This window comes from Bradyrhizobium sp. LM2.9 (assembly GCF_054056555.1).
The window spans coordinates 6,040,510-6,062,198 of the sequence record NZ_JBSRYJ010000002.1; the positions used below are offsets into that span (position 1 = coordinate 6,040,510).

The following is a 21,689-nucleotide window of genomic DNA, read 5'->3' on the forward strand; positions in this document are numbered from 1 at the left end:
CGAACGGACGGCTTGGGGAACGGGGCGAGGGACGGGCAAGAGGGGATGAAGCGATGACGAAAACCATGGCCGATCGACGTCGCAAGTTGAGCGTCGCGCTGGCACTGACGGGACTCTCCGTCATGCTGGGCGCCTGCAACACCACCGGCGAGACCGTCACCCAGACGGTGCCGACCGACTATCGCCAGCGTCACCCGATCGTGGTGCAGGAAGCCAAGAAGTCGATCGTGATCTTCGTCGGCAAGGCTCGCGGCGGTCTCTCGGCCGCACAGCGCTCGGACGTCGCTGGTGTTGCCAGTGACTGGGGCCGCGAAGGCACGGGCTCGGTTGTCGTCGACGTCCCCGTCGACGCCGCGAATTCGCGCGCGGCGGCGGCGACCTATCACGAAATTCGTTCCGTGCTCGCATCCGGCGGCGTACCCTCCCGTGCGATCGTCCAGCATCCTTATCGGCCCGAGGATCCCGGACTGCTGCCCACCATCCGCCTGAGCTATTCGCGGATCGCCGCGGTCGCCGGCCCCTGCGGGCTGTGGCCCGAAGACGTTGGCCCCAACATTCTCGATCCCGGCTACAACGAGAACCGGCCCTACTTCAATCTGGGCTGCGCCACCCAGCGCAATCTCGCGGCGATGATCGACAATCCGGCCGACCTCGAGCAGCCGCGGTCCGAGACGCCGGTCTATACCGCACGGCGCGACATCGCCTTCGAGCGCTATCGCAAGGGCACGCCGATCGCGACCGCCAATCCAGAGGCCGACAAGGCCAAACTCAGCGACACAGGCAGATGACAAGCGTCCACGACGAAGAAGCGGACGATCCGCAGCATCCCGAGGAACACATTGCGCCGGTTCCTCGCATCTCCGTGCAGGCCTTTTGCGAGACCGCGCAGACGCTCGCCGCGATGACCGCGGCCGGGCAGGATCGCCGTCTTGCCAAGGCACATCTCACCGCCAAGGACGGTGGCCTCGCCGCGGCCATCGAAGTCTATGAAACGATGCCGACGCCGAACGTCATCGTGATCGAATCCGACGGCACGCGTGACATCCTCGAAGGGCTCGACGACCTCGCCGGCGTCTGCGATCCCGGCACCCGTGTGGTCGTGATCGGCAATCCCAACGACACCGCGCCCTATCGCGAGCTGGTGCGCCGCGGCGTCAACGACTATGTGGTGGGACCGGTCGAAACGCTCGACGTCGTCCGCTCGATCTGCAGCCTGTTCTCGGCGTCCGAAACCATCATCACCGGCCGCGTCATCGCGGTGGTCGGCGCCAAGGGTGGCGTCGGCGCCTCCACCGTCGCGCACAATGTGGCCTGGACCATCGCCCGCGACCTCGCGCTCGACTCCGTCGTGATCGATCTCGACCTTGCCTTCGGGCACCGCGGGTCTCGACTACAACCAGGACCCGATGCAGGGCATCGCCAATGCGGTGCTGTCGCAGGACCGGCCGGACACGGCGCTGATGGAGCGCCTGCTCGCCAAATGCACCGAGCGGCTCAGCCTGCTCGCCGCGCCCGTAACGCTCGACCGCGTCTACGATTTCGGCGCGGAGGCCTTCGACGCGGTGTTCGACACGCTGCGCATGACCACGCCGTGCATCGTGCTCGACGTTCCCCATCAATGGTCGGGCTGGACGCGGCGCGCGCTGGTCAACGCGGACGACATCGTGATCGTGGCCGAGCCCGATCTTGCGAACCTGCGCAACACCAAGAACATGCTGAACGTGTTGAAGGCGGCGCGGCCGAACGACCGGCCGCCGCTCTACTGCATCAACCAGGTCGGCATGCCGAAGCGGGCGGAGATCGAGATCAAGGCATTCGCCAAAACCATGGAGAGCCAGCCGATCGCGGTGATCCCGTTCGATTCGAAGCTGTTCTCCACCGCGGCCAACAACGGCCAGATGATTGCGGAGGTCTCCAAAAGCCATCGCACCACCGAGCTGTTCCAGAACATGGCGAACCGCCTCGCCGGGCGCGGCGAGGTGAAGAAGCCGAAGCGCTCGCTGCTCGGACCGCTCCTGAAGAAGCTGAAGGGCAGGTCGGGGCGCGGGTCGGCCCCGCATCGCAAGGCGTCGTAAGCGCAAGCGCGCTTTCGCGCGAAGTGGATACCGGTTCGCGTCAAGCAAACGCGTCAAGACCAGGCAGTCGGCGGCTTACTTGTCCGCCCGCTGCTGCTTCTTCGCCAGCAACTGCCGCAGCGCCGTGACCTTTTCCGCCGCCTGATCCGGCGGCAGATCGGCCTTCACGATGGTTTCGGCTTCGGCCTGCTTTCCTTCCAGCCCCAACACCAGCGCGAGGTTGGCGCGCACGCGGGAATCGGCGGGGTTGCGCGAATTCGCGCGGCGCAGCGTTTCCTCGGCCCGCGCAAGGTTGTTCTGGAGCATGTAGGACAGTCCGAGATTGGACAGCACCGACGGCTCTTCGGGCACGATCTTCAAGGCGGTGGCGTAATATTGCTGCGCCTCCTCGCTGCGGCCGAGCTGATCGAGCGCGGCGCCCTGCGCCGACAGGATGCGCCAGTCTGGATCTTCAGGCGAATGCGCGCGACCGAGGACGTCGAACGCCTGCTGGAAATTGCCGCTGTCGGCGAGCGCGCGGCCATAGCCGGCGAGCACCGCCTTGTTGGTGGAATGCGCGAGCACGGCCTGCTCCAGCACCGCAAGCGCCTGCGCGCGCTGGCCGGTCTGGCGCAGCGCCTTGCCGTATTCGAGTGCGACGTTGGGATCGCCAGGCTTGGCGCGATAGCGCTCACGCAGCGCGTCCATGTCCGGCTTCACGTCCGGCTTGGCGTCGAGCCTGCCGGCCGTTTCCGACTTTCCGCCGAGGGCGCCGGTGATGTCCTCGATGCCTGTGGTCTGACAGCCGCCGAGGGCCAGGATCAGAAGCGCGGAAAACAGAAATCTCGCTGGAGGAGAGGCAATGGACAAACGCTTGGACATACTCTGATCACTCGGCGACTGATCAGAGATGCTTACCGATTAACGCTAAAGTCCCGTTAAGGAAGCGCGCTTCTGTCTATTGTTTGAGCATGATCTTTTCGGAAAACCGCTTCACACTTTTCCGGATCATGCTCGCCTAGGGTCTGTTGGGATTCATCTGGAGTTTATCGCGGCCGCGGCCAGATAGATCATTGAAGTGAAGCTCTGGTCGGTCTTGTCGGCGCGCATTGCGATGCGCTTGAATTCCTTGAGCTTGCCGAAGAAGTTCTCGATGAGATGCCGCCATTTGTACATCTCCTTGTCGATGGCGAGAGGCTGTGCACGGCGCGGATGCTGGGAGATGACGACTTTGGCGCCACGCGCTTCGAGTTCGGCGATGATGGCGTTGCTATCGAAGGCCTTATCAGCGATCAGCGCGTTGAAGGCCAATCCCTCGATGAGCGGCGGCACGCCCACCGTATCGAAACGCTGTCCCGGCAGGAGCACGAAGCGCACGAGATTGCCGAGCGCATCGGTGAGCGCCAGAATTTTGGTGGTCATGCCGCCTTTCGAGCGGCCGATCGCCTGGCTTTGCGTCCCCCTTTTGCGCCCTGACCGTGGCGGTGGACCTTGACGATGGTGGCGTCGACCATGGCGTATTCCATGTCGGGATCGTCGGAGATGGCCTCGAACAGCCGCTTCCAGACATCCGCCTTCACCCAGTCGCGAAAGCGCGTGAATGTGCTATTCCAGTGGCCGAACATCGCCGGCAGATCCCGCCAGGGACTGCCGGTTCGGGCGATCCACAGAACGGCCTCGACAAACAGTCGGTTGTCCTTGCCGCTGCGGCCCGGATCTCCCGGCTTGCCAAGACAATGCGGCTCCATCTTCGCCCATTGGGCGTCAGTCAAAACGAATCGGTCCATCCCAAGCTTGAATCACAACCAAGCCCCGATGAGAATCCTGAATCCCAACAGACCCTAGTCCGTGAATTCAGCGCCGAACTCGCAGCCGATGCGCCAGCGCAGGCGGCACTGACGGGAATAGTCGGGCGCGAAGATGATGGTGAATTGCGGCGGCACTTCCAGAAACTCGGCCACCACTTTCACGCCGCCATCCGAAATATCCGTGATCGTGCAATCCCTCGGCAGCGAGCCCGAGCCAAAGTGAATCTTGGCGAGCCGAGTGCAGCCCCGACGTTCGCTTCTCCGGCGATTTGCAAGCATTTGAATTGTTCACCCGTTAGACCACGGCCCATCCCGCAGCCTTAGGAGTAGCGGACATTCGTTGGAATGTGCTGAGGACAGCCGTGCGCATTCGAGGCGTAGTGTCCTGGTCGTGTTTACAATTGGTTAGGGCCTTCGAGCTCCCCTCAACATGTTCCCGTATTGTTCTTGCAAGAACCGCCCCGCTCTGCTACCCCTAATTGTGCAAGAGGGCAGGCTGGTTCGAGCATGGTTCAGCGGGTTTCTACCGTCGCCTTTGAGGGGATCGAGGCCCGCGCGGTCGACGTGCAGGTGCAGGTCGCGCCGGGTCTGCCGGCCTTCGCGATCGTAGGTCTCCCGGACAAGGCGGTGTCGGAGGCCCGCGAGCGGGTCCGCTCGGCGCTGATCGCCTCGGGCCTGGCGCTGCCGGCGCGGCGGATCACCGTCAATCTCGCGCCCGCCGATCTGCCCAAGGAGGGCAGCCATTACGACCTGCCGATCGCGCTCGGGCTGATGGGAGCGATCGGCGCGATTCCCCCGGATGCGCTGACCGGCTTCACCGTTCTGGGCGAGCTCGGCCTCGACGGATCGATCGCGCCGGTGGCCGGTGTTCTTCCCGCCGCGATCGGCGCCAATGTGCGCGAGGAGGGACTGATCTGTCCGGCGGCTTGCGGCTCCGAAGCGGCGTGGGCGAGCCCGGACATCCAGATCATCGCCGCAAGTTCACTCATTCAGATCGCCAACCACTTCAAAGGGGACGCAGGTGCTGTCGCGGCCGGTGCCGAAGGTGCACGAAGCCGCCGCCTCGCTGCTCGACCTGCGCGACATCAAGGGCCAGGAGAGCGCCAAGCGGGCGCTGGAGATCGCGGCCGCCGGCGGGCATCATCTGCTCATGATCGGCGCCCCTGGCGCCGGCAAATCGATGCTCGCGGCGCGCCTGCCCTCGATCCTGCCACCGCTCTCACCCGGCGAACTGCTGGAGGTCTCGATGATCGCCTCCGTCGCCGGCGAGATCGAGGGCGGCGCGCTGACGGCGCGGCGGCCGTTCCGCTCGCCGCATCATTCCGCCAGCATGGCCGCGCTCACCGGTGGCGGCATGCGCGCAAGGCCCGGCGAGATCTCGCTCGCGCATCAGGGCGTGCTGTTCCTCGACGAGCTGCCCGAATTCGATCCGCGCGTGCTGGATTCGCTGCGGCAGCCGCTGGAGAACGGCGAGGTCTCGGTGTCGCGCGCCAATCACCGCGTCACCTACCCTGCGCGCTTCATGCTGATCGCGGCGATGAATCCCTGCCGCTGCGGCAATGCGTTCGAGCCCGGCTATGCCTGCAAGCGCGGCCGCATCGATCGCTGCACGGGCGACTACCAGGCCCGCATCTCGGGACCGCTGATGGACCGGATCGACCTGCGCATCGAGGTTCCCGCAGTGACCGCGGCCGATTTGATCCTGCCGCCGCCCGCGGAGGGTTCGGCCGAGGTCGCCGCGCGCGTGGCGGCGGCGCGCGACATCCAGCTCGCGCGCTACGCGGACGCGGGGCTGCCGAAGGTCCGCACCAATGCCGAAGCGCCGGCCTCGGTGCTGGAGGAGATCGCCAAGCCGGATGCGCAAGGCCAAAAACTGCTGCGTGACGCCGCCGAGACCATGCGGCTGTCGGCGCGCGGCTATCACCGCGTGCTGCGGGTGGCGCGCACGCTCGCCGACCTCGACGGCGCCGACAAGATCGGCCGGCTGCACCTCGCCGAGGCGCTGTCCTACCGCGCACTCGCGGAGGATGTGCGCCAGATGGCGTGATGTGAACGCGCATCAACCCGGCGGTAACGAGTTTCCTTTACGCTCTGCAAACCATAAGGCCCATCAGTTCCCGCCACGAGTTTCCCAGGGCCCGGCGAGTAGCGTGTCATGTTGCGTTTCAAGATCCTGGCCTCGGTCGTTCCCCTGCTCGCGGCTGCGGTGTTTGCCCGCAGCGAGATCGGATCGGTCTCGCATCCCTGCATCGCCTTGGGCGAAACCTCGGTCGAGCTAACGTCGCTGTTCTGGACCGCCGGCTTGCACGTCGCCTTCACCGATGATCCCGCCCTGGCCACGGTGCGGGTTCAGATCACCGAGGATGCGGATGCGGCAGACTTCGCCGTCGTCGACGACGGCCTCGGTTCGGAATCGGAGACCTGCCAGGCCAATCCTTCGACCCGCCTGATCTCGATTGCGGCGCAGCCCGTCGATGGCGGCCAGGTGATCTATCTCTCCACCGAGGGGCCGGCGGATTATAGCGTCTATGTGCGCTCGAAGACGTTCTCGCAGCGCGAGGCGGCGGCGCTGATCGTCGGCGCCCGCAGCGGCCACCGCCATCTCCAGGCCGCTTCGCTTTGAGCCGCCTCGCTCTGAGCCGTTAACGCTTCGTCAACCCTGTTTGGAGGCGGCCGCAAGACCTCAAACTGTTCGCAAGGTCGGCGGGACATCGTCGTTTACAGCGAGCACAGGGTTTTAAGAAAACAGTCAGGTCGGTGGCGATGGGTCGGACGTTCCGGATCAAGGTGCGCATGCGCCGCTTCAGGCGGCAGTACCCCAAAATCGCCTTCGCGATCCGCTCCTTCATGATCTTCTCGGCGACCTTCGGTGGCGCCTATGGCTTTGTCTCCGGCAGCCGGTCGGAGAATTCCGGCTACGATCCCAACGCGTTTGCGATCGGCGCCAGCTTCCTGTTCGCGCTCTCCTGCCTCGGCCTTGCCACGCTCAGCATGCGCCTGCGCTTCGTCAACAAGCGGATGCGTGCGCTGGCCGCCCACAACGAAGCGCTGATCGACCGCAATTGGGAGCTGAAGGAAGCGGAAGAACGCGCCCGCAGCCTGTTCGAACAGCAGGGCGATCTGATCGTGCTGCGCGACACAAGCGGCCGCATCACCTTCGCCAATGAAGCCTATTGCGCGCTCGCGGTGCAGGCGCGCGGCGCGCTGGTCGGCACGCGCTTTGATTTCGACGTGCTGGAGCAGGGTGACAGCGCCCGCGAGAGCAACGGCACGCGCATTCACGACCAGAAGATCGCAACCCCCCTCGGCGCGCGCTGGATTGCCTGGCGCGAAGGCTATGTCCGCCTCGACGCCGGCCAGCCCGCCGAATTGCAGAGTGTCGGACGCGATGTCACCGACCGCACCGAGACGGAGCGTGCGCTGTCCGACGCCCGCGACCAGGCCGACGCCGCCAACCGCGCCAAATCGCGCTTCCTCGCCATGGCCTCGCACGAGATCCGCACGCCGCTCAACGGCATCATCGGCATGGGCGGCCTGCTGCTCGACACCACGCTGACGCCGGAGCAGACGACCTACGCCAAGGCCGTGAAGACCTCCGGCGAAGCGCTGATGGCGCTGATCGAGGAGTTGCTCGACTATTCCAAGATCGAAGCCGGCAAGCTCGATCTCGAGCAGCGTCCCTTCGCGCTGTCGGCCCTGATCGAGGACATCACCGAGCTGCTCGCGCCGCGCGCGCAGGCAAAGAGCCTCGAGATCGCCGCCTATGTCGACGAGCGCCTGCCGCTCGAACTGGTCGGCGACGCCGCGCGGCTGCGCCAGGTTCTGCTCAACCTTGCCGGCAATGCCATCAAGTTCACTGCGAGTGGTGGCGTTGCGCTGATCGTCGAGCCCGGCATCTGGCCGAACGAGATCAGCTTCCTGGTGCGCGACACCGGCGTCGGCATCGCACCGGAGGCACAACAGCGCATCTTCCGCGAATTCGAGCAAGCCGACGAGCGCATCGCGCGCACCTATGGCGGCACCGGCCTCGGCCTCGCCATCAGCGAGCGCATCGTCAAGCGCATGGGCGGCCGCATCACGCTCACGAGCGAGCCGGGCAAGGGCTCGACCTTCGAGGTCGCGATTCCGCTCGCGCCATCACACGCCGGCGCAGAACCGAAGGCGTTCTTGAGCCCTGATCTTGCCGGCAAGTCGATCCTGCTGATCGCCGACGGTATCGAGGCCTCGCTGATCGCGCGGCGGCTGGAGCGCTGGGGTGGCCAGACCTGTATGGTGACCGACGCGGCGGTGGCGGACGCGCTGCTGCCGGAACGCTCATGGCATTCGGTGCTGATCGATCGTGCGCTTGGCGCCGCCATCACTGACCGCCTCGGCGAAGCCGCACGCAGGCATGCGATGCAACGCCTCGTACTGCTGACATCGGGCTCGCGCCACGAGAAAGTTTCGCCGGCCTTCACCGGCTTCCTGGTCAAGCCGCTTCGCGCGGCCTCACTCGCTGCACGCCTCGCGCTGACCCCGGAGGTCGCCTCGCCCGATCTCGCGCCGGAGCCACCGGCCCAATCCACCGGCGCGGTACCGGCGAAAGGCCTGTCGATTCTCGTCGCCGAGGACAACGAGATCAACGCGCTGTTGATGCGCTCGCTGCTGACGAAACTCGGCCACCGCGTCGTCATCGCCGTCCATGGCGAGGCCGCGCTGGAATCCTGGCTCGGCGCGTCATCGGCCGGTACGCCCTATGATCTCGTGCTGATGGACATCCAGATGCCGCAGCTCGACGGCATCGAAACGACCAAGCGCATCCGTGCGCATGAGGCGGCCAAAGGCGGCCACCACACGCCGATCCTCGCACTCACCGCCAACACGCTGGTGGAAGATCGCTACGCCTGTTTCGAGGCGGGCATGAACGGGTTTCTGATCAAGCCGCTCGATCGCGAGAAGCTGGAAGAGGCGCTGGCGGGGCTGGCGGCGGCGCGGCATCTGGCGATCTGACCTGGAATTTCATGGGAACCTGATCGGCCGGCAATCGATAATTGAAATCGACCGCGTCGCGCGTCACCATTCTCCGGGGCATTTGCAACGGAGGATGTCGCGCATGAACGTGCTTTGCCGCCTCGCCGTCATATCCCTTCTCTGTGGTTCCACCCAAGCCAACGCGGCCGACACGCCGGACTTGATCGCCTCGCTCAAGCAAGGCGGCTACGTGCTGGTGTTTCGGCACACCGCCACCGACGACAGCCAAAAGGATGTCTACCCTTTCAAATTCGACGACATGAGCGCCCAGCGTCAGCTCAGTGGAAAGGGCCGGGACATGGCGCGCCAGATCGGGACGTCGATCAGGGAACTCGCGATCCCGATCGGCGATGTCTACACCAGTAGGCTGAACCGCGCGATCGAGGCGGGCAAGCTGATCTCCGGCCGCGAGGTCAAGCCGGTCGAAGCATTGACGGACAGCAGCAACGCCAGCGCATCGGGAATGGCAAACCCGACCGGTGCAAATGCAAAGGCCGGACAGGGGGGGGGGGCGCCGTACGCCAGCTCGTCGATGCGGCTCCGCAGGCCGGCACCAACACGTTCCTCGTTACGCACAAGACCAACATCGCCGATGCCTTCGGCAAGGACGCCGGCGACGTGCAGGAAGGCGAAGCCTTCGCCTACCGGGCAAGTACCACCGGTGCGGCGGCTTTCGTGGGGCGCATCAAGCCTGCCGATTGGAGCGCGAAGGCAGGCAAGTGACGGCTGGAGCAAGAGCGACATACCGGCCGGAGCACCATGTGGGCGGCCGGGCGAGGCATTATCCTCGAGATTCTGTGATTAGACGCTGCCCGCGATGTTTCCCAGGCCACTCAAACGCGTCGTTGGAGGCCGGCACCTTGACCGCTCAGCGATCGTCCCAATCGCCACACGGGCACCGCAAGGACAGATCCCCAAAGGATGCTGTTTCCAAGAACAGCTCCCCATTGTAGCGCGGCCGATAATCCCTTGGTCTGGACGTGAGAGACGGGCCAAAAGAGCGTGTCTGTCAGTGCCCTGGCCAGACTTTCGGCTTGGCTGATATTGCCAGCCGAGTCGAAGCGTCCCATCGCCAGGGAATGACTGATGAGAAGAGTGCTCAACGCCAACAAGAGATGAGCCGTTGCCAGAAATGCGGCGGTCGGGAGATATCTTGGACGCTTCATTCCGACTTCCAACGCCATGATTGATCGCGCTGCAGGACGAAGCTACAGCCGTCTGAGCGCCACGCTCGCCACCGTGTGGTCGGCGCCCTTCTTCAGGATCAGCGTCGCGCGGGGGCGGGTCGGCAGGATATTGTCCTCGAGATTGGCGAGGTTGGTACGCTCCCAGATCGCGATCGCGGTGGCGGTGGCTTCCTCGTCCGACAACAGCGCGTAGCGGTTGAAGTAGGATTTCGGATTGGTGAACGCGGTGTCGCGCAGCGACAGGAAGCGCCGGATGTACCACTGCCGCAACGCCGCCTCGTCGGCATCGATATAGACCGAGAAATCGAAGAAGTCGGAGACCACGGTGCACGGCTTTGCCGTCGCGCGGCAGCTTGCCTGTTTGCAGCACGTTGACGCCCTCGACGATCAGGATGTCGGGCTGGTCGATCTCGGCCCACTCGTTCGGCACGATGTCGTAAGTCAAATGCGAATAGACCGGCGCGCGCACATGGCGGCGGCCGGCCTTGATGTCGGAGAGAAAGCTGAGCAGCAGCGGCAGGTCGTAGCTCTCCGGAAAACCCTTCTTCTGCATGATGCCCTGCCGCTCCAGCACGGCGTTGGGATACAGAAATCCGTCGGTGGTGATCAGCTCGACCTTGGGACGCGGCGACCAGCGCGCCAGCAGCGCCTGAAGCACGCGGGCCGTGGTGGATTTTCCAACCGCCACCGAACCGGCGACGCCGATGATGTAGGGCACCTTGCGGTCGCGGATGTTGAGGAACTGGCGCTCCGCGTAATAGAGCCGCTGCATGGCATCGACATAGATCGACAGCAGGCGCGACAGTGGCAGGTAGATGTCCTCGACTTCCTGGAAATCGAGCCGGTCGTGCAGCGAGCGCAGGCGATCGAACTCGCCCGGCTCCAGGGTCATCGGCGTGTCGTCGCGCAGCCGCGCCCATTGCTCGCGCGTATAGACGCGGTACGGATTATACTGCTGCTCGGGTGCGCGGATATCCATGACGCGATCTTTCCACCTCGGCTAGTTGCCGCCCTTGCGCGACGCCTTCTCTTCCAACCCTGACATCGAAGTCCGCTTGTCCAATGCGGCTTCGACCTCTTCCAGCTTTACGCCGCGGACCTTGAGCAGCACAAGGAAATGGTAGAGCAGATCGGCGCCTTCCGCGATCAGATGCGCGCGATCGTTTTCGACTGCTGCGATTACGGTTTCGACTGCTTCCTCACCGAACTTCTTGGCGCAATGTTCGGCGCCCTTGTCGAGAAGCTTGCGGGTATAGGACGTCTCGCCATCCGCTGCCGCGCGGGCGTCGATGGTCTCGGCCAGATCGTGGATCGTGAAACGCGGCATACAAAATACTCGGAAAACGCGCCTTGGCCGATTGCCCTGGCCGGTTATCTGACGGGACAAGCCGGTCCCGCCAATCGTGTAGCATTTTTATGGACGGGAGTCGTCAGGCATCGAGGCGCATGGCCAGCCCGCGCCGGGCCATGTGCTCCTTGGCTTCGCGGATGGTGAATTCCCCGAAGTGGAAGATCGAGGCAGCCAGCACGGCGGTGGCGTGGCCGTTGCGAATACCGTCGACGAGGTGGTCGAGATTGCCGACACCGCCCGAGGCGATCACGGGAACGGGAATGCTGTCGGCAATCGCGCGGGTCAGCGGGATGTCGAAACCCTGCCTTGTGCCGTCGCGGTCCATCGAGGTGAGCAGGATTTCACCAGCGCCGAGCGAGACCACCTCCTGGGCATATTCGATGGCGTCGATGCCGGTCGAGTTGCGGCCGCCATGGGTGAAGATCTCCCAGCGCTCTCCGCCACCGGCGCGCTTGACCCGCTTGGCGTCGATCGCGACCACCACGCACTGCCCGCCGAATTTCTCGGCGGCTTCCTTGACGAACTCACGCCGCGACACCGCGGCGCTGTTGATCGAGACCTTGTCGGCGCCGGCACGCAGAAGCGTCTTGATATCGTTGACCTCACGCACGCCGCCGCCGACGGTCACGGGCATGAAACAGGCTTCAGCGGTGCGCCGGACCACGTCCAGCATGATGCCGCGGTTCTCATGGGTCGCGGTGATGTCGAGAAAAGTGAGCTCGTCGGCGCCGGCGGCGTCATAGGCGATCGCCGCTTCGACGGGGTCGCCGGCATCGCGCAGGTCAACGAAGTTGACGCCCTTGACGACGCGGCCGTCCTTGACGTCGAGGCAGGGGATCACGCGCACCTTGAACATGTGTCAGCTCCTAGGCGGCGCGCGCGTCGCGGATCAATGTGAGGGCGGCTGCCGGTTCGAGGCGGCCATCGTAAAGCGCGCGGCCGGCAATCGCACCGGCGAGCTTTTTCGCGCGCGGCGTCAGCATCGCCTTGACGTCCTCGATCGAGGCGAAGCCGCCGGAGGCGATCACGGGGATGGAGATCGCATCTGCGAGCGCAATGGTGGCATCGAGATTCAGGCCCTTGAGCAGGCCGTCGCGCGCGATGTCGGTGAAGATGATCGCGGCGACGCCGGCATCCTCGAAACGCTGCGCGATCTCCAGCACCGTCACCTGCGAGGTCTCGGCCCAGCCTTCGACCGCGACCTTGCCGTCACGTGCATCGAGGCCGACCGCGACGCGGCCGGGGAATTTTTTTGCGGCAGCCTTCACCAATTCAGGATCGCGCACCGCGGCGGTGCCGATGATGACCCGGGTGATGCCCTTTTCGAGCCAGGCTTCGACAGTCGCGAGATCGCGAATGCCGCCACCGAGCTGCACCGGAATCCTGATCGTCTTCAGCATCGCCTCGACCGCCTCGGCATTCACCGGCTTGCCGGCAAACGCACCGTCGAGATCGACAACGTGGAGATACTCAAAGCCTTGCGCAACAAAGCTCTCGGCCTGCGCGGCGGGATTGAGGTTGAATACGGTCGCACGCGCCATGTCGCCTTGCTCGAGGCGCACGCATTGGCCGTTCTTGAGGTCGATCGCGGGGAAGAGAATCACGGTTTCCATCGCAAGAAGTTCGAGATCAGGGCCAGACCAAAGCGCTGGCTCTTCTCGGGGTGAAACTGGGTGCCGATGGCCGTATCCTTTGCGACGATCGCGGTGACAGGCCCGCCGTAATCGGCGCGCGCGAGCACGTCCGCCTCGTTGGCGGCATTGAGGTGATAGGAGTGCACGAAATAGGCGTGCTGGCCTTTGGGCCCGAGCGGCAGCTTGTTCAGCACCGGATGCTCGCGCAGCACATTGAGCGTGTTCCAGCCCATGTGCGGGATCTTCAGGCTTTCGTCGCGCGGCGTGATCTTCTCGACGTCGCCGCCGACCCAGTTCAGCCCTGGCGTGATGACATGTTCCTTGCCGCGGGTGGCGAACAGCTGCATGCCGACGCAGATGCCGAGCATCGGCCGCGCCTTGACACGCACTGCCTCGGTGATCGCCTCGACCATGCCGTTGACCGCATCGAGCCCGCGCCGGCAATCGGCGAAGGCGCCGACGCCCGGCAGCACCAGACGATCGGCGCTGTAGGCCTGGTCCGGATCGCTGGTGACGAAGACCTTTTGCGGGTTCTCCATGCTGCGCGCAGCGCGCTCGAACGCCTTGGCGGCGGAATGCAAATTGCCGGAACCGTAATCGATGATGGCGACACTCATCTTGACCCTCCCGGTTCCGGAAACAAACCAATGATGCCGCCCGCCGGCATCGGCGGCGGGCTTGAGAATTGCTGCCCCGGCACGTTGCGGGTCGGCGGCGGGCCACCGCGATCGACGGCCCATTGATCGTTGACGATGCCGCGCTGCTTCTGGCTCCAGCGCTCGAAGAAGCGGCGCTCGGCGGTGTCCTCGTCGTCGGAAATCACCACGTCGAGCTGCCGCCATTTACCGCGCGACAGCGTCCAGCGGCGCAGGCTGGAGGCCTCGAAACCCATCAGCAGCGCGACGATGATGTCGGCGAAGAAGATCGAGCTGCGTCCGATTCCGAGGCTGGACAGCCCGGCGTTGAACGCGGCAACGAAGATCACCCAGCCGATCAGCGCCAGCCACAGCCGATTCCACAGCAGCCAGAGCGGGCCGAAAATCATCGCCCAGAAATGGAAGCCGTCGCGTACGAAGACGAACTTGTCGGTCGCGCGCAGATCGGCTCCGGCAGGAGAGGGAGCATGAACTGTGTAGACAGGCATGGTGATGCCCCGTTCTCTAATTTCAGTGATACCGCAAGCGGCGCGTGCCGCCGGCCCGAGATGTCAGCCGCCGAGCGAGCCCTTGGTGGACGGGATTTCGCCCACCGTCTTCGGGTCGATCGCAACCGCCGTCCGCAGCGCGCGCGCCAGACCCTTGAAGCAGGATTCGGCGATATGGTGGCTGTTATCGCCATATAGGGGGTCTCGACGTGGAGAGTCACGCCGGCGTTCATGGCGAAGGCCTGGAACCACTCGCGCACCAGCTCGGTGTCGAACTCGCCGATCTTGTCGCGGGGAAAGTCGACCTTGAACACCAGGACCGGGCGGCCCGAGATGTCGATGACCACGCGCGACAGCGTCTCGTCCATGGGCATATGCACGCCGGCATAGCGGGTGATGCCCGCCATGTTGCCGAGCGCCTGCTTGATGGCCTGGCCGAGCGCGATGCCGGTGTCTTCGGTGGTATGGTGATAATCAATGTGCAGATCGCCCACCGCCTTGACCGTGAGGTCGATGCGGGAATGGCGGGCGAGGAGATCGAGCATATGGTCGAAAAAGCCGATGCCGGTCGCGATATTGGATACGCCGGTGCCATCGAGGTTCACTGATACCTCGATGTCGGTTTCCTTGGTCTTGCGCTTGATCGTCGCGGTGCGCATGGAAAATCGGTTTCCATTCTGGTTTTGAGCCGAAAACGCCGGGTCTTTTAACAGCCAAATGACACCTTCGCTACTGCGGGAACGGCTGGCCGGGCTGCTACTTCTGCCTATGGTGAGCGAAATCGGGCCCGGAGCGGCCCGTTGTGCCGCGGCTCCTGACCGCCTAAATCAGCCCGGACAACGAGGTTCATTCATGCAGGACTCCCCAAACAGCTCGCCGGGCTGGCACGGCACCACGATTTTGACCGTCCGCAAGGGCGGCACGGTGGTGGTCGGTGGCGATGGCCAGGTCTCGATCGGCCAGACCGTGATCAAGTCCAATGCCAAAAAGGTCCGAAAGATCGGCAAGGGCGACGTCATCGGCGGCTTTGCCGGCGCCACCGCCGACGCCTTCACGCTCTTTGAGCGCCTGGAAGCCAAACTCGAGCAATATCCCGGGCAATTGACCCGGGCCGCCGTCGAACTCGCCAAGGACTGGCGTACCGACCGTTATTTGCGGCGGCTGGAGGCCATGATGATCGTGGCCGACAAGGACGTCTCTTTGGTCCTGACCGGCACCGGCGATGTGCTGGAGCCGGAGGCCGGCGTGATGGCGATCGGCTCCGGCGGCAATTACGCGCTGGCGGCGGCCCGAGCCCTGCTCGACACCGACAAGGACGCCGAGACCATCGTCCGCCGTTCCCTCGACATCGCCGCCGACATCTGCGTCTACACCAACCGCAACGTCACCATCGAAGCCCTGTCGGCCGGCTAGGGTCCAGGTTTCGACGTCAAAACTAAGCTCCGTGTCATTGCGAGCGAAGCGGTGAAGCGAAGCAATGCCTTACTTCCGATGATCCTCCGTTGCTGATGATGCGCAATTCATGACGCTCGCGATTTCCGAGAAAGCCAAGACGGCGATCCCGCCGACCTACTGGGTCGGCATCGCGCTGCTATTGCTGGCGCTGCAGGCCTCGATCCTGTTTGCGATGGGGCGGGTGCCGATCTGCACCTGCGGCTATGTCAAGCTATGGCATGGCGTGGTGAACAGCTCGGAGAATTCGCAGCACATCGCCGACTGGTACACCTTCTCGCATGTCCTGCACGGCTTCCTGTTCTACGGATTGACCTGGCTGCTGTTCGTGCGCCTGCCGTCGCCGGGACTCTCATGGCCCGCCCGGCTGATCATCGCGATGCTGATCGAAGGTACCTGGGAAATCGTCGAGAATTCGCCGTTCATCATCGAGCGCTACCGCGCTGGCACGATCTCGCTGGATTATTTCGGCGACAGCATCGTCAATTCGATCTCGGACACGCTGTCCATGATGCTGGGCTTCCTCGCCGCGCGCCTGCTGCCTGTCCCAGTGACCGTCCTGCTAGGAGTCGCCTTCGAAATCATGCTCGCGCTGCATATTCGCGACAATCTGACGCTCAATATCCTGATGCTGATCCATCCGATCGAGGCCGTGAAACAATGGCAATCGGGTCCGCCGATCATCTGACGACGAAAAAGCGGCTTGTCCCGCCCCGCATCTGACCCTAGCTAAGGTCCCATGACAGACTTTTCTCCCCGTGAAATCGTTTCTGAACTCGACCGTTTCATCGTCGGCCAGGCCGATGCCAAGCGAGCCGTCTCGATCGCGCTGCGTAACCGCTGGCGGCGGCAGCAACTGGAAGGCTCCTTGCGCGAAGAGGTACTGCCGAAAAACATCTTGATGATCGGCCCGACCGGTGTCGGCAAGACCGAGATCGCGCGGCGGCTCGCCAAGCTGGCGAACGCGCCGTTCCTGAAGGTCGAGGCGACGAAATTCACCGAGGTCGGCTATGTCGGCCGCGACGTCGAGCAGATCGTGCGCGACCTCGTCGAGGTCGCGATTGCCCAGGTCCGTGAGCGCAAGCGCAAAGACGTGCAGGCACGCGCGCAACTTGCCGCCGAGGAGCGCGTGCTCGACGCGCTGGTCGGCGCCAATGCCAGCGCGGCAACGCGGGACTCTTTCCGCAAAAAGCTGCGGGCAGGCGAGCTCAACGACAAGGAAATCGAGATCGAGACGCAAGGCGGCGGCTTTCCGATGTTCGAGATCCCGGGCATGCCCGGCGCCCAAATGGGCGCGGTTTCGATCGGCGACATTTTCGGCAAGCTCGGGGGACGCAGCAAGACGCGGCGGCTGACGGTGGGGAGCTCGCACGAGATCCTCGTCAACGAGGAGTCCGACAAGCTGCTAGACAGCGATCAGTTGACGCAGGAGGCGATCAGCGCGGTCGAGAATAACGGCATCGTGTTTCTCGACGAGATCGACAAGATCTGCGCACGCGAAGGCCGCGCTGGCGGCGACGTGTCGCGCGAGGGCGTGCAGCGCGATCTGTTGCCTTTGATCGAGGGCACGACCGTTTCGACCAAGCACGGCGCGGTGAAGACCGACCACATCCTGTTCATCGCCTCCGGCGCCTTCCACGTCGCAAAACCGTCCGACCTCCTGCCGGAACTGCAGGGCCGCCTGCCGATCCGCGTCGAGCTGCAGGCACTGACCCGCGACGACATGCGCCGCATCCTGACCGAGCCCGAGGCTTCGCTGATCAAGCAATATGTCGCGCTGATGCAGACCGAGGGCGTCACGCTCGACATCACCGACGACGCCATCGACGCGCTCGCGGACGTCGCGGTGGCGGTGAATTCCACCGTCGAGAACATCGGCGCGCGGCGGCTCCAGACCGTCATGGAGCGGGTGCTGGACGAGATCTCCTTCACCGCTCCCGACCGCAACGGCGAGACCGTCAAGATCGACGCGGATTTCGTGCAGAAGCACGTCGGCGACCTCGCCAAGAACGCGGATCTGAGCCGGTTCATTTTGTAATTTCGGGCGGTCGCGCTATCAGTTACCGCGTGACCGCACGCATCATGCAAAACCCCTGGCGCCTTCTGCTCGCGATCAACGCTGCGGTCGTCGTCGGCGTCTTCGTTCACAAGATCCAGCTGCCGCCTTACGTCCCCTACATCCACCTTCTGGTCGATTACCATTTCGGCTTCGTCAAGCGCGCGCTGATCGGGGCGGTCGTCGCGCTGTTCACGGACAAGGTGCCGATATGGCTGGTCTTCGCGCTTGGCGGCGTGACGTGGCTGGTGACGCTCGCCCTTTATGCAAGACTGTTTCAGAAGACGTTCGGCTTCACCGCAAAGACGCTGCCGCTGTTCGTCTTCATCGCGGGCTCGCCGTTCTTCCTCAAGAACTTCATGCACACGCTTGGCCACTTCGACATCTATGGCTGCGCGCTGGCGATCATCCTGCTGCTGGTGCCGGCGGGCTCACTGCTGTTCGTGGCTTTGGCCGCGCTGTTCTCGATCATCCTTGTGCTGGTCCACCACATCCATCTCTTGATGTATGTGCCGACCATCATCACCATCGTGGTGATCAGGCACTATCTGACGCACGGCTGCGATCGCACCAACGTCGCGTTCGGCATCATTGCGCTGCTTGTCGTCTCCGCGCTGTTCTTGGCCGCGCAGTTTTTGGGAACGATGCCGATCCCGGAAGCGGATTTCGTGGCGTATCTGAAAACCCGGATGGCCGATCCGTCGCGGACCGAGCTGCTGCAATTCGCCTACATCTGGTACCAGCCGCTGGCGCAGGAGATTTCCGACACCTGGGGCCGCCTGCCCCACAACATCCTGGGCGTGCCCGTATTCGCGCTGCTGATCTGGCTGCATACGCCGCTGTGGCGCTATTTTGCGAACCTGATCGCTGCACTTGCAAAAGACACGCACCGCCGTCTCGTGGTCGCTGCGCTCGCCGGCGTCAGCCTCGCCTATCTCGTGATGTTCGCGATGGTGTTCGACTATTCGCGCTGGATCTCGAACTGGGGGGTCTGCATGTTCCTGATCCTGCACGCGGTGAAGATGCTGCCCGCCGCGCGCGAGACGCCGCCGATTCCGTCAGAAGATCAAAAGACCAATATTTTCGGCCTGATCATCACGCTGATCCCCCGCGTCGGGATCGTGCGGCCATTCTAAAATCTCGCCCGGCGAATCCGCACGTAGAGCGCGCCCTCGCCGCCATGGCCGATACCGGCTTCCTCAAAGCCGACCACAAAAGCCCGGAATTCCGGCAGGCTCAGCCATTCCGGCACCTGGCGGCGCAGCACGCCGCTTTCGCCGCCGCTTCGCCCCTTGCCGGTGATGACGAGCACGAAGGTCAGGCCGTCATGGTGGGCGCGGTGCAGGAATCCGGTCAGCGCGCGATGGGCGCGCAGCTGGGTCATGCCGTGCAGATCGAGGCGGGCCTCGATCTCGCTGCGCCCGCGCGAGAGTTTCGTTCGCTCACGCTTCCCAAGCGGCGCCAGCGGCGGAATGGCCGGTTTTGCGACGCGCGGCGCCGGGACGGCAGCGATCGGACGCGGCGATGGCGCAGGCCGCGCGGCAGGCGCGGCGGGTGAAGGCTCCGTGCGCGGCGCAGCTTGCGCCTTCGCCGCGCGATGCTTCCTCAGCGGCTTGACCTGCTTTGCGATCGTATCCCACAGCTCGCGTTCTTCCTCACTCAGCGCGCGACGGCGCGGCGAGGGACGAGGCTCCGGCACGGGCGGACGGGACGATCGCTTCATTGTTGCCGATGGGAACGATTTTTCACCGGCCGCCGCGGCTCGCGAACGGGCTCTATCACCGGGCGCGGCGCCGGCAGCGGGACCGGATTGGCGACGGCGACCGTCTCACCTTTGCCTTGTGTCACGGCTGCGGCCGGAGCCGGCGCCTTGGTCGGATCCTTGGTCGAATCCTTCGCAGGCTCGGTTTGCGGAAACAGCTTTGCGATCTTCTCCGAGGGCCGTGGGTCCGGCACCGGCAGCCGCGCGCCGCGCACTGTGGGATCGAGGCTCTTCGGCACCAGCATCACGAAATGCATGGCATGGCGCAGCCGCCCGGAGACCCGGCCGGCCTCCTGGCCTGCGCCGAAATAGAGATCGGCACGCGCGGGTCCGATGATGGCCGAGCCGGTGTCCTGCGCGATCATCAAGCGATGGAACGGCGTCTTCGCGCGTTCGGAATCGATCGGCAGCTCACCCTCGATGAAGAACGGGGTACCGTAGACGTGCAGCGATTTGTCGACCGCGATCGAGCGGCCGGCCGTCAGCGGAATACCTTGCGCGCCGACCGCCTCGTCCTTGTCGGACAGATTGACCTCGCGGAAGAAGATGTAGGAACGGTTCTGGCGCCGCAGCTCCTTGGCGCCGTCCGGGGTCTGCGCCATCCACTCCCTGATCTTCTGCATCGACATCTCTTCCTTCGGAATGATGCCGCGCTCGATCAGGATGCGACCGACCGCCGTATAGGGATAGCCGTTATAGGCGTCGTAGTTGAGCCGGACCGTGCCGCCGTCGTCGAACTTGATCCGCGCCGAGCCCTGGATCTGGGCGAACAGCAGATCGGTCGGGTCCTTCAGCCATGCAATCTCGAGTCCGCGGCCTGCGATCTTGCCGTCCTCGATCTCGGCGCGGTCGTAATACGGCACGAGCTTGCGGCGGCCGATCTTCCGATACACCGGGCCCTTGTTGGGCAGGCTGACCGAATCCTGCTTGTAGCCGCGCACGAACAGGTTCGAGGGTCGGCGATAGACCGGGACGTTGTAGACATCGGTCTGCGTGCGCGATCCCTCCAGCACCGGCTCGTAATAGCCGGTGACGAAACCATCGGGCTCCCCGAGGCGGGAGATGCGCAACGGCGCGAAATTCTCCTCGAAGAAGGTTTTGGCTTTCGCGTCGTCAGCAAGCTCAAGTGATTTCGCTGCCCGACAGGGTTCGCTCAGCGAGGCCCCCAAAGCCTTCGGTTCGGGAGCGCCGGTCTGCGCGCTGATCGGACGGCAGCTCGCGCGAAACGTCTTATAGGCGGCGAGATGAGCGTCGTCGCTCCAGCCCTTTACGTCGGCCCAGGCCAGCGGCAGATATTGCGCGCCAGGGATTTCGAATGGCAGGGGAAGCTGCGGATACGGCAAGGCCCGCGGCGGCGCGGCGGGCAATTCCGGGAGATGATGGTGATGGCTGCGATAGTGGCGCCGCGCCGCCTCGGCGCCGAGCGAAAACGACGATAGCGCGACGACAGCTGCGCAAAGCGCCGTCGCGCTGGTCTTCAGGAAAGCCTTAATTCGCGCTTCCGGTGCCAACCAGCTTCCAGTTCGGATCGCGAGAGGTGATGTCGCGGGCGAAAGTCCAGATGTCGGTGATGTCGGCGACGGTATCGGCGCTGCCGTCGACGATGTTGCCGGCCTTGTCCCGGGTCGCCGAGATCATCTGCGAGACGAAGCGGATCGTGAGCTGGGCGGTACGGTCGCGCAGCTCGGCGCCGACGAGCTCGGCCTTGTCGATCGAGACGAAGCGCGTCTCGGTCTTCTGCTCGTTCTTCTCGCGCTCCTTGATGGCGGCATCGAAGCTGTCATAGACCTCCGACGATAACAGGTCGCGCAGCGCGCGGCGGTCGCCATTGGCAAAGGCCAGCACGATCATCTCATAGGCGCCACGGGCGCCGGAGATGAAATGGCGTGGATCGAAGGTGGAATCCTTTTCGACGATGCCGTCCAGGCCCTGCGCCAGCACGGTGCCCGGCTCGGTCAGGCCCTTCCAGCGGTCTGAGGGCGGGGCCGGCTCGGCCGTCGGCGCCAACGGGGCCTGGTCGATGACCTTGCCCGGCATGGTCACGACGTTCTTGTCCTGGGCACCCTGGAGCGCGTTACGGTCGAACGGCGGCCGTTCGTTGCCCGTGCGCTGCCCCAGCACACTGCGCAGCCTCAGAAAGATGAAGACCGCCAGCGCCAGGAAGATGATGGTGTAGATGTCCACGTCGTATTCGCTTTCTAGTCTTCTGTAGATAAGGAGCCGTCCCGAAG

The 21,689-nt window shown here is 64.5% G+C and carries 18 protein-coding genes and 5 pseudogenes; 10 read left to right on the forward strand and 13 right to left on the reverse strand.

Annotated elements, in window-relative coordinates:
- Window positions 1-53 precede the first annotated feature (53 nt).
- Complete coding sequence (locus ACVWW3_RS31130) at window positions 54-788, forward strand: CpaD family pilus assembly protein (RefSeq protein WP_456647642.1); 735 nt, start codon at window positions 54-56, stop codon at window positions 786-788.
- A pseudogene (locus tag ACVWW3_RS31135) lies at window positions 785-2,075 on the forward strand (AAA family ATPase). The gene ACVWW3_RS31130 and the pseudogene ACVWW3_RS31135 overlap by 4 nt, the downstream one beginning before the upstream one ends.
- 75 nt (window positions 2,076-2,150) lie before the next feature.
- On the opposite strand, the gene ACVWW3_RS31140 reads toward ACVWW3_RS31135, so the two are convergent.
- The 3 genes and pseudogenes from ACVWW3_RS31140 to ACVWW3_RS31150 form a co-directional block, all read right to left on the reverse strand.
- Window positions 2,151-2,936, reverse strand: a complete 786-nt coding sequence (locus tag ACVWW3_RS31140; RefSeq protein ID WP_456647640.1) for a tetratricopeptide repeat protein — start codon at window positions 2,934-2,936, stop codon at window positions 2,151-2,153.
- Between the two features lie 153 nt (window positions 2,937-3,089).
- Window positions 3,090-3,841, reverse strand: a pseudogene (locus ACVWW3_RS31145) (IS5 family transposase).
- Window positions 3,842-3,895: 54 nt separating this feature from the next.
- Window positions 3,896-4,141: a PilZ domain-containing protein gene (locus tag ACVWW3_RS31150; RefSeq protein WP_247352615.1), complete on the reverse strand. Its 246-nt coding sequence runs from the start codon at window positions 4,139-4,141 to the stop codon at window positions 3,896-3,898.
- Window positions 4,142-4,369: 228 nt separating this feature from the next.
- On the opposite strand from ACVWW3_RS31150, the pseudogene ACVWW3_RS31155 reads away from it, so the two are divergent.
- From ACVWW3_RS31155 to ACVWW3_RS31170, 4 genes and pseudogenes are all read left to right on the forward strand, one after another.
- Window positions 4,370-5,909: pseudogene (locus ACVWW3_RS31155) on the forward strand (YifB family Mg chelatase-like AAA ATPase).
- 108 nt (window positions 5,910-6,017) lie between these two features.
- On the forward strand, window positions 6,018-6,485 hold the full coding sequence (locus ACVWW3_RS31160) for a hypothetical protein (RefSeq protein WP_456647639.1): 468 nt from the start codon (window positions 6,018-6,020) through the stop codon (window positions 6,483-6,485).
- A gap of 140 nt (window positions 6,486-6,625) precedes the next feature.
- On the forward strand, window positions 6,626-8,851 hold the full coding sequence (locus tag ACVWW3_RS31165) for an ATP-binding protein (protein ID WP_456647638.1): 2,226 nt from the start codon (window positions 6,626-6,628) through the stop codon (window positions 8,849-8,851).
- A 103-nt stretch (window positions 8,852-8,954) separates the two neighbouring features.
- Window positions 8,955-9,677: a histidine phosphatase family protein gene (locus tag ACVWW3_RS31170; RefSeq protein ID WP_456672248.1), complete on the forward strand. Its 723-nt coding sequence runs from the start codon at window positions 8,955-8,957 to the stop codon at window positions 9,675-9,677.
- A 403-nt stretch (window positions 9,678-10,080) separates the two neighbouring features.
- Here the strand turns inward: ACVWW3_RS31170 and coaA are convergent.
- The 7 genes and pseudogenes from coaA to hisB form a co-directional block, all read right to left on the reverse strand.
- Window positions 10,081-11,038: pseudogene (coaA, locus tag ACVWW3_RS31175) on the reverse strand (type I pantothenate kinase).
- Between the two features lie 21 nt (window positions 11,039-11,059).
- Window positions 11,060-11,386 (reverse strand): phosphoribosyl-ATP diphosphatase, encoded by a 327-nt coding sequence (locus ACVWW3_RS31180; RefSeq protein WP_354106405.1) that lies wholly within the window; start codon window positions 11,384-11,386, stop codon window positions 11,060-11,062.
- A 103-nt stretch (window positions 11,387-11,489) separates the two neighbouring features.
- Window positions 11,490-12,266: an imidazole glycerol phosphate synthase subunit HisF gene (gene hisF, locus ACVWW3_RS31185; RefSeq protein WP_247448248.1), complete on the reverse strand. Its 777-nt coding sequence runs from the start codon at window positions 12,264-12,266 to the stop codon at window positions 11,490-11,492.
- Window positions 12,267-12,276: 10 nt separating this feature from the next.
- The gene (gene hisA / locus ACVWW3_RS31190; protein ID WP_456647636.1) at window positions 12,277-13,023 is read right to left on the reverse strand and encodes a 1-(5-phosphoribosyl)-5-[(5-phosphoribosylamino)methylideneamino]imidazole-4-carboxamide isomerase; all 747 of its coding nucleotides are present in this window, start codon (window positions 13,021-13,023) and stop codon (window positions 12,277-12,279) included.
- Window positions 13,011-13,661: an imidazole glycerol phosphate synthase subunit HisH gene (gene hisH, locus ACVWW3_RS31195; protein ID WP_456647635.1), complete on the reverse strand. Its 651-nt coding sequence runs from the start codon at window positions 13,659-13,661 to the stop codon at window positions 13,011-13,013. Before hisH ends, hisA begins: the two co-directional genes overlap by 13 nt.
- Window positions 13,658-14,188, reverse strand: a complete 531-nt coding sequence (locus ACVWW3_RS31200; RefSeq protein ID WP_247448247.1) for a DUF2628 domain-containing protein — start codon at window positions 14,186-14,188, stop codon at window positions 13,658-13,660. The genes hisH and ACVWW3_RS31200 overlap by 4 nt, the downstream gene beginning before the upstream one ends.
- Window positions 14,189-14,251: 63 nt before the next feature.
- A pseudogene (gene hisB, locus ACVWW3_RS31205) lies at window positions 14,252-14,847 on the reverse strand (imidazoleglycerol-phosphate dehydratase HisB).
- 193 nt (window positions 14,848-15,040) lie between these two features.
- Here hisB and hslV point away from each other — a divergent pair.
- The 4 genes from hslV (at window position 15,041) to ACVWW3_RS31225 (ending at window position 18,832) form a co-directional block, all read left to right on the forward strand.
- Window positions 15,041-15,601: an ATP-dependent protease subunit HslV gene (hslV, locus tag ACVWW3_RS31210; protein WP_456647634.1), complete on the forward strand. Its 561-nt coding sequence runs from the start codon at window positions 15,041-15,043 to the stop codon at window positions 15,599-15,601.
- A 109-nt stretch (window positions 15,602-15,710) separates the two neighbouring features.
- Window positions 15,711-16,328: a DUF2585 domain-containing protein gene (locus ACVWW3_RS31215; RefSeq protein WP_456647633.1), complete on the forward strand. Its 618-nt coding sequence runs from the start codon at window positions 15,711-15,713 to the stop codon at window positions 16,326-16,328.
- A gap of 51 nt (window positions 16,329-16,379) precedes the next feature.
- Entirely contained in the window at window positions 16,380-17,678 is a 1,299-nt protein-coding gene (gene hslU, locus ACVWW3_RS31220) for an ATP-dependent protease ATPase subunit HslU (protein WP_456647632.1), read from the forward strand.
- 29 nt (window positions 17,679-17,707) lie between these two features.
- Window positions 17,708-18,832: a hypothetical protein gene (locus ACVWW3_RS31225; RefSeq protein WP_456647631.1), complete on the forward strand. Its 1,125-nt coding sequence runs from the start codon at window positions 17,708-17,710 to the stop codon at window positions 18,830-18,832.
- On the opposite strand, the gene ACVWW3_RS31230 is transcribed toward ACVWW3_RS31225, so the two are convergent.
- From ACVWW3_RS31230 to ACVWW3_RS31240, 3 genes are read right to left on the reverse strand one after another with little or no spacing between them, the layout of a single operon-like run.
- Window positions 18,829-19,419 (reverse strand): Smr/MutS family protein, encoded by a 591-nt coding sequence (locus ACVWW3_RS31230; protein ID WP_456647630.1) that lies wholly within the window; start codon window positions 19,417-19,419, stop codon window positions 18,829-18,831. The two genes, ACVWW3_RS31225 and ACVWW3_RS31230, sit on opposite strands and share 4 nt — an antisense overlap.
- On the reverse strand, window positions 19,416-20,969 hold the full coding sequence (gene mltA, locus ACVWW3_RS31235; protein WP_456647629.1) for a murein transglycosylase A: 1,554 nt from the start codon (window positions 20,967-20,969) through the stop codon (window positions 19,416-19,418). The genes ACVWW3_RS31230 and mltA overlap by 4 nt, the downstream gene beginning before the upstream one ends.
- A complete protein-coding gene (locus tag ACVWW3_RS31240; RefSeq protein WP_247352582.1) occupies window positions 20,947-21,642 on the reverse strand; it encodes a Tim44/TimA family putative adaptor protein in 696 nt (231 codons plus the stop codon). The genes mltA and ACVWW3_RS31240 overlap by 23 nt, the downstream gene beginning before the upstream one ends.
- Window positions 21,643-21,689 lie beyond the last annotated feature (47 nt).

Excerpts from the sequence above, each read along its gene's own strand:
- ACVWW3_RS31150 (WP_247352615.1), bottom strand. The coding sequence starts at position 4,141 with ATGCTTGCAAATCGCCGGAGAAGCGAACGTCGGGGCTGCACTCGGCTC.
- hisF (WP_247448248.1), bottom strand. The coding sequence starts at position 12,266 with ATGTTCAAGGTGCGCGTGATCCCCTGCCTCGACGTCAAGGACGGCCGC.
- ACVWW3_RS31180 (WP_354106405.1), bottom strand. The coding sequence starts at position 11,386 with ATGCCGCGTTTCACGATCCACGATCTGGCCGAGACCATCGACGCCCGC.
- ACVWW3_RS31165 (WP_456647638.1), top strand. The coding sequence starts at position 6,626 with ATGGGTCGGACGTTCCGGATCAAGGTGCGCATGCGCCGCTTCAGGCGG.
- ACVWW3_RS31130 (WP_456647642.1), top strand. The coding sequence starts at position 54 with ATGACGAAAACCATGGCCGATCGACGTCGCAAGTTGAGCGTCGCGCTG.
- ACVWW3_RS31200 (WP_247448247.1), bottom strand. The coding sequence starts at position 14,188 with ATGCCTGTCTACACAGTTCATGCTCCCTCTCCTGCCGGAGCCGATCTG.
- ACVWW3_RS31160 (WP_456647639.1), top strand. The coding sequence starts at position 6,018 with ATGTTGCGTTTCAAGATCCTGGCCTCGGTCGTTCCCCTGCTCGCGGCT.
- ACVWW3_RS31140 (WP_456647640.1), bottom strand. The coding sequence starts at position 2,936 with ATGTCCAAGCGTTTGTCCATTGCCTCTCCTCCAGCGAGATTTCTGTTT.
- hisA (WP_456647636.1), bottom strand. The coding sequence starts at position 13,023 with ATGGAAACCGTGATTCTCTTCCCCGCGATCGACCTCAAGAACGGCCAA.
- hisH (WP_456647635.1), bottom strand. The coding sequence starts at position 13,661 with ATGAGTGTCGCCATCATCGATTACGGTTCCGGCAATTTGCATTCCGCC.
- ACVWW3_RS31215 (WP_456647633.1), top strand. The coding sequence starts at position 15,711 with ATGACGCTCGCGATTTCCGAGAAAGCCAAGACGGCGATCCCGCCGACC.
- hslV (WP_456647634.1), top strand. The coding sequence starts at position 15,041 with ATGCAGGACTCCCCAAACAGCTCGCCGGGCTGGCACGGCACCACGATT.
- hslU (WP_456647632.1), top strand. The coding sequence starts at position 16,380 with ATGACAGACTTTTCTCCCCGTGAAATCGTTTCTGAACTCGACCGTTTC.
- ACVWW3_RS31230 (WP_456647630.1), bottom strand. The coding sequence starts at position 19,419 with ATGAAGCGATCGTCCCGTCCGCCCGTGCCGGAGCCTCGTCCCTCGCCG.
- ACVWW3_RS31170 (WP_456672248.1), top strand. The coding sequence starts at position 8,955 with ATGAACGTGCTTTGCCGCCTCGCCGTCATATCCCTTCTCTGTGGTTCC.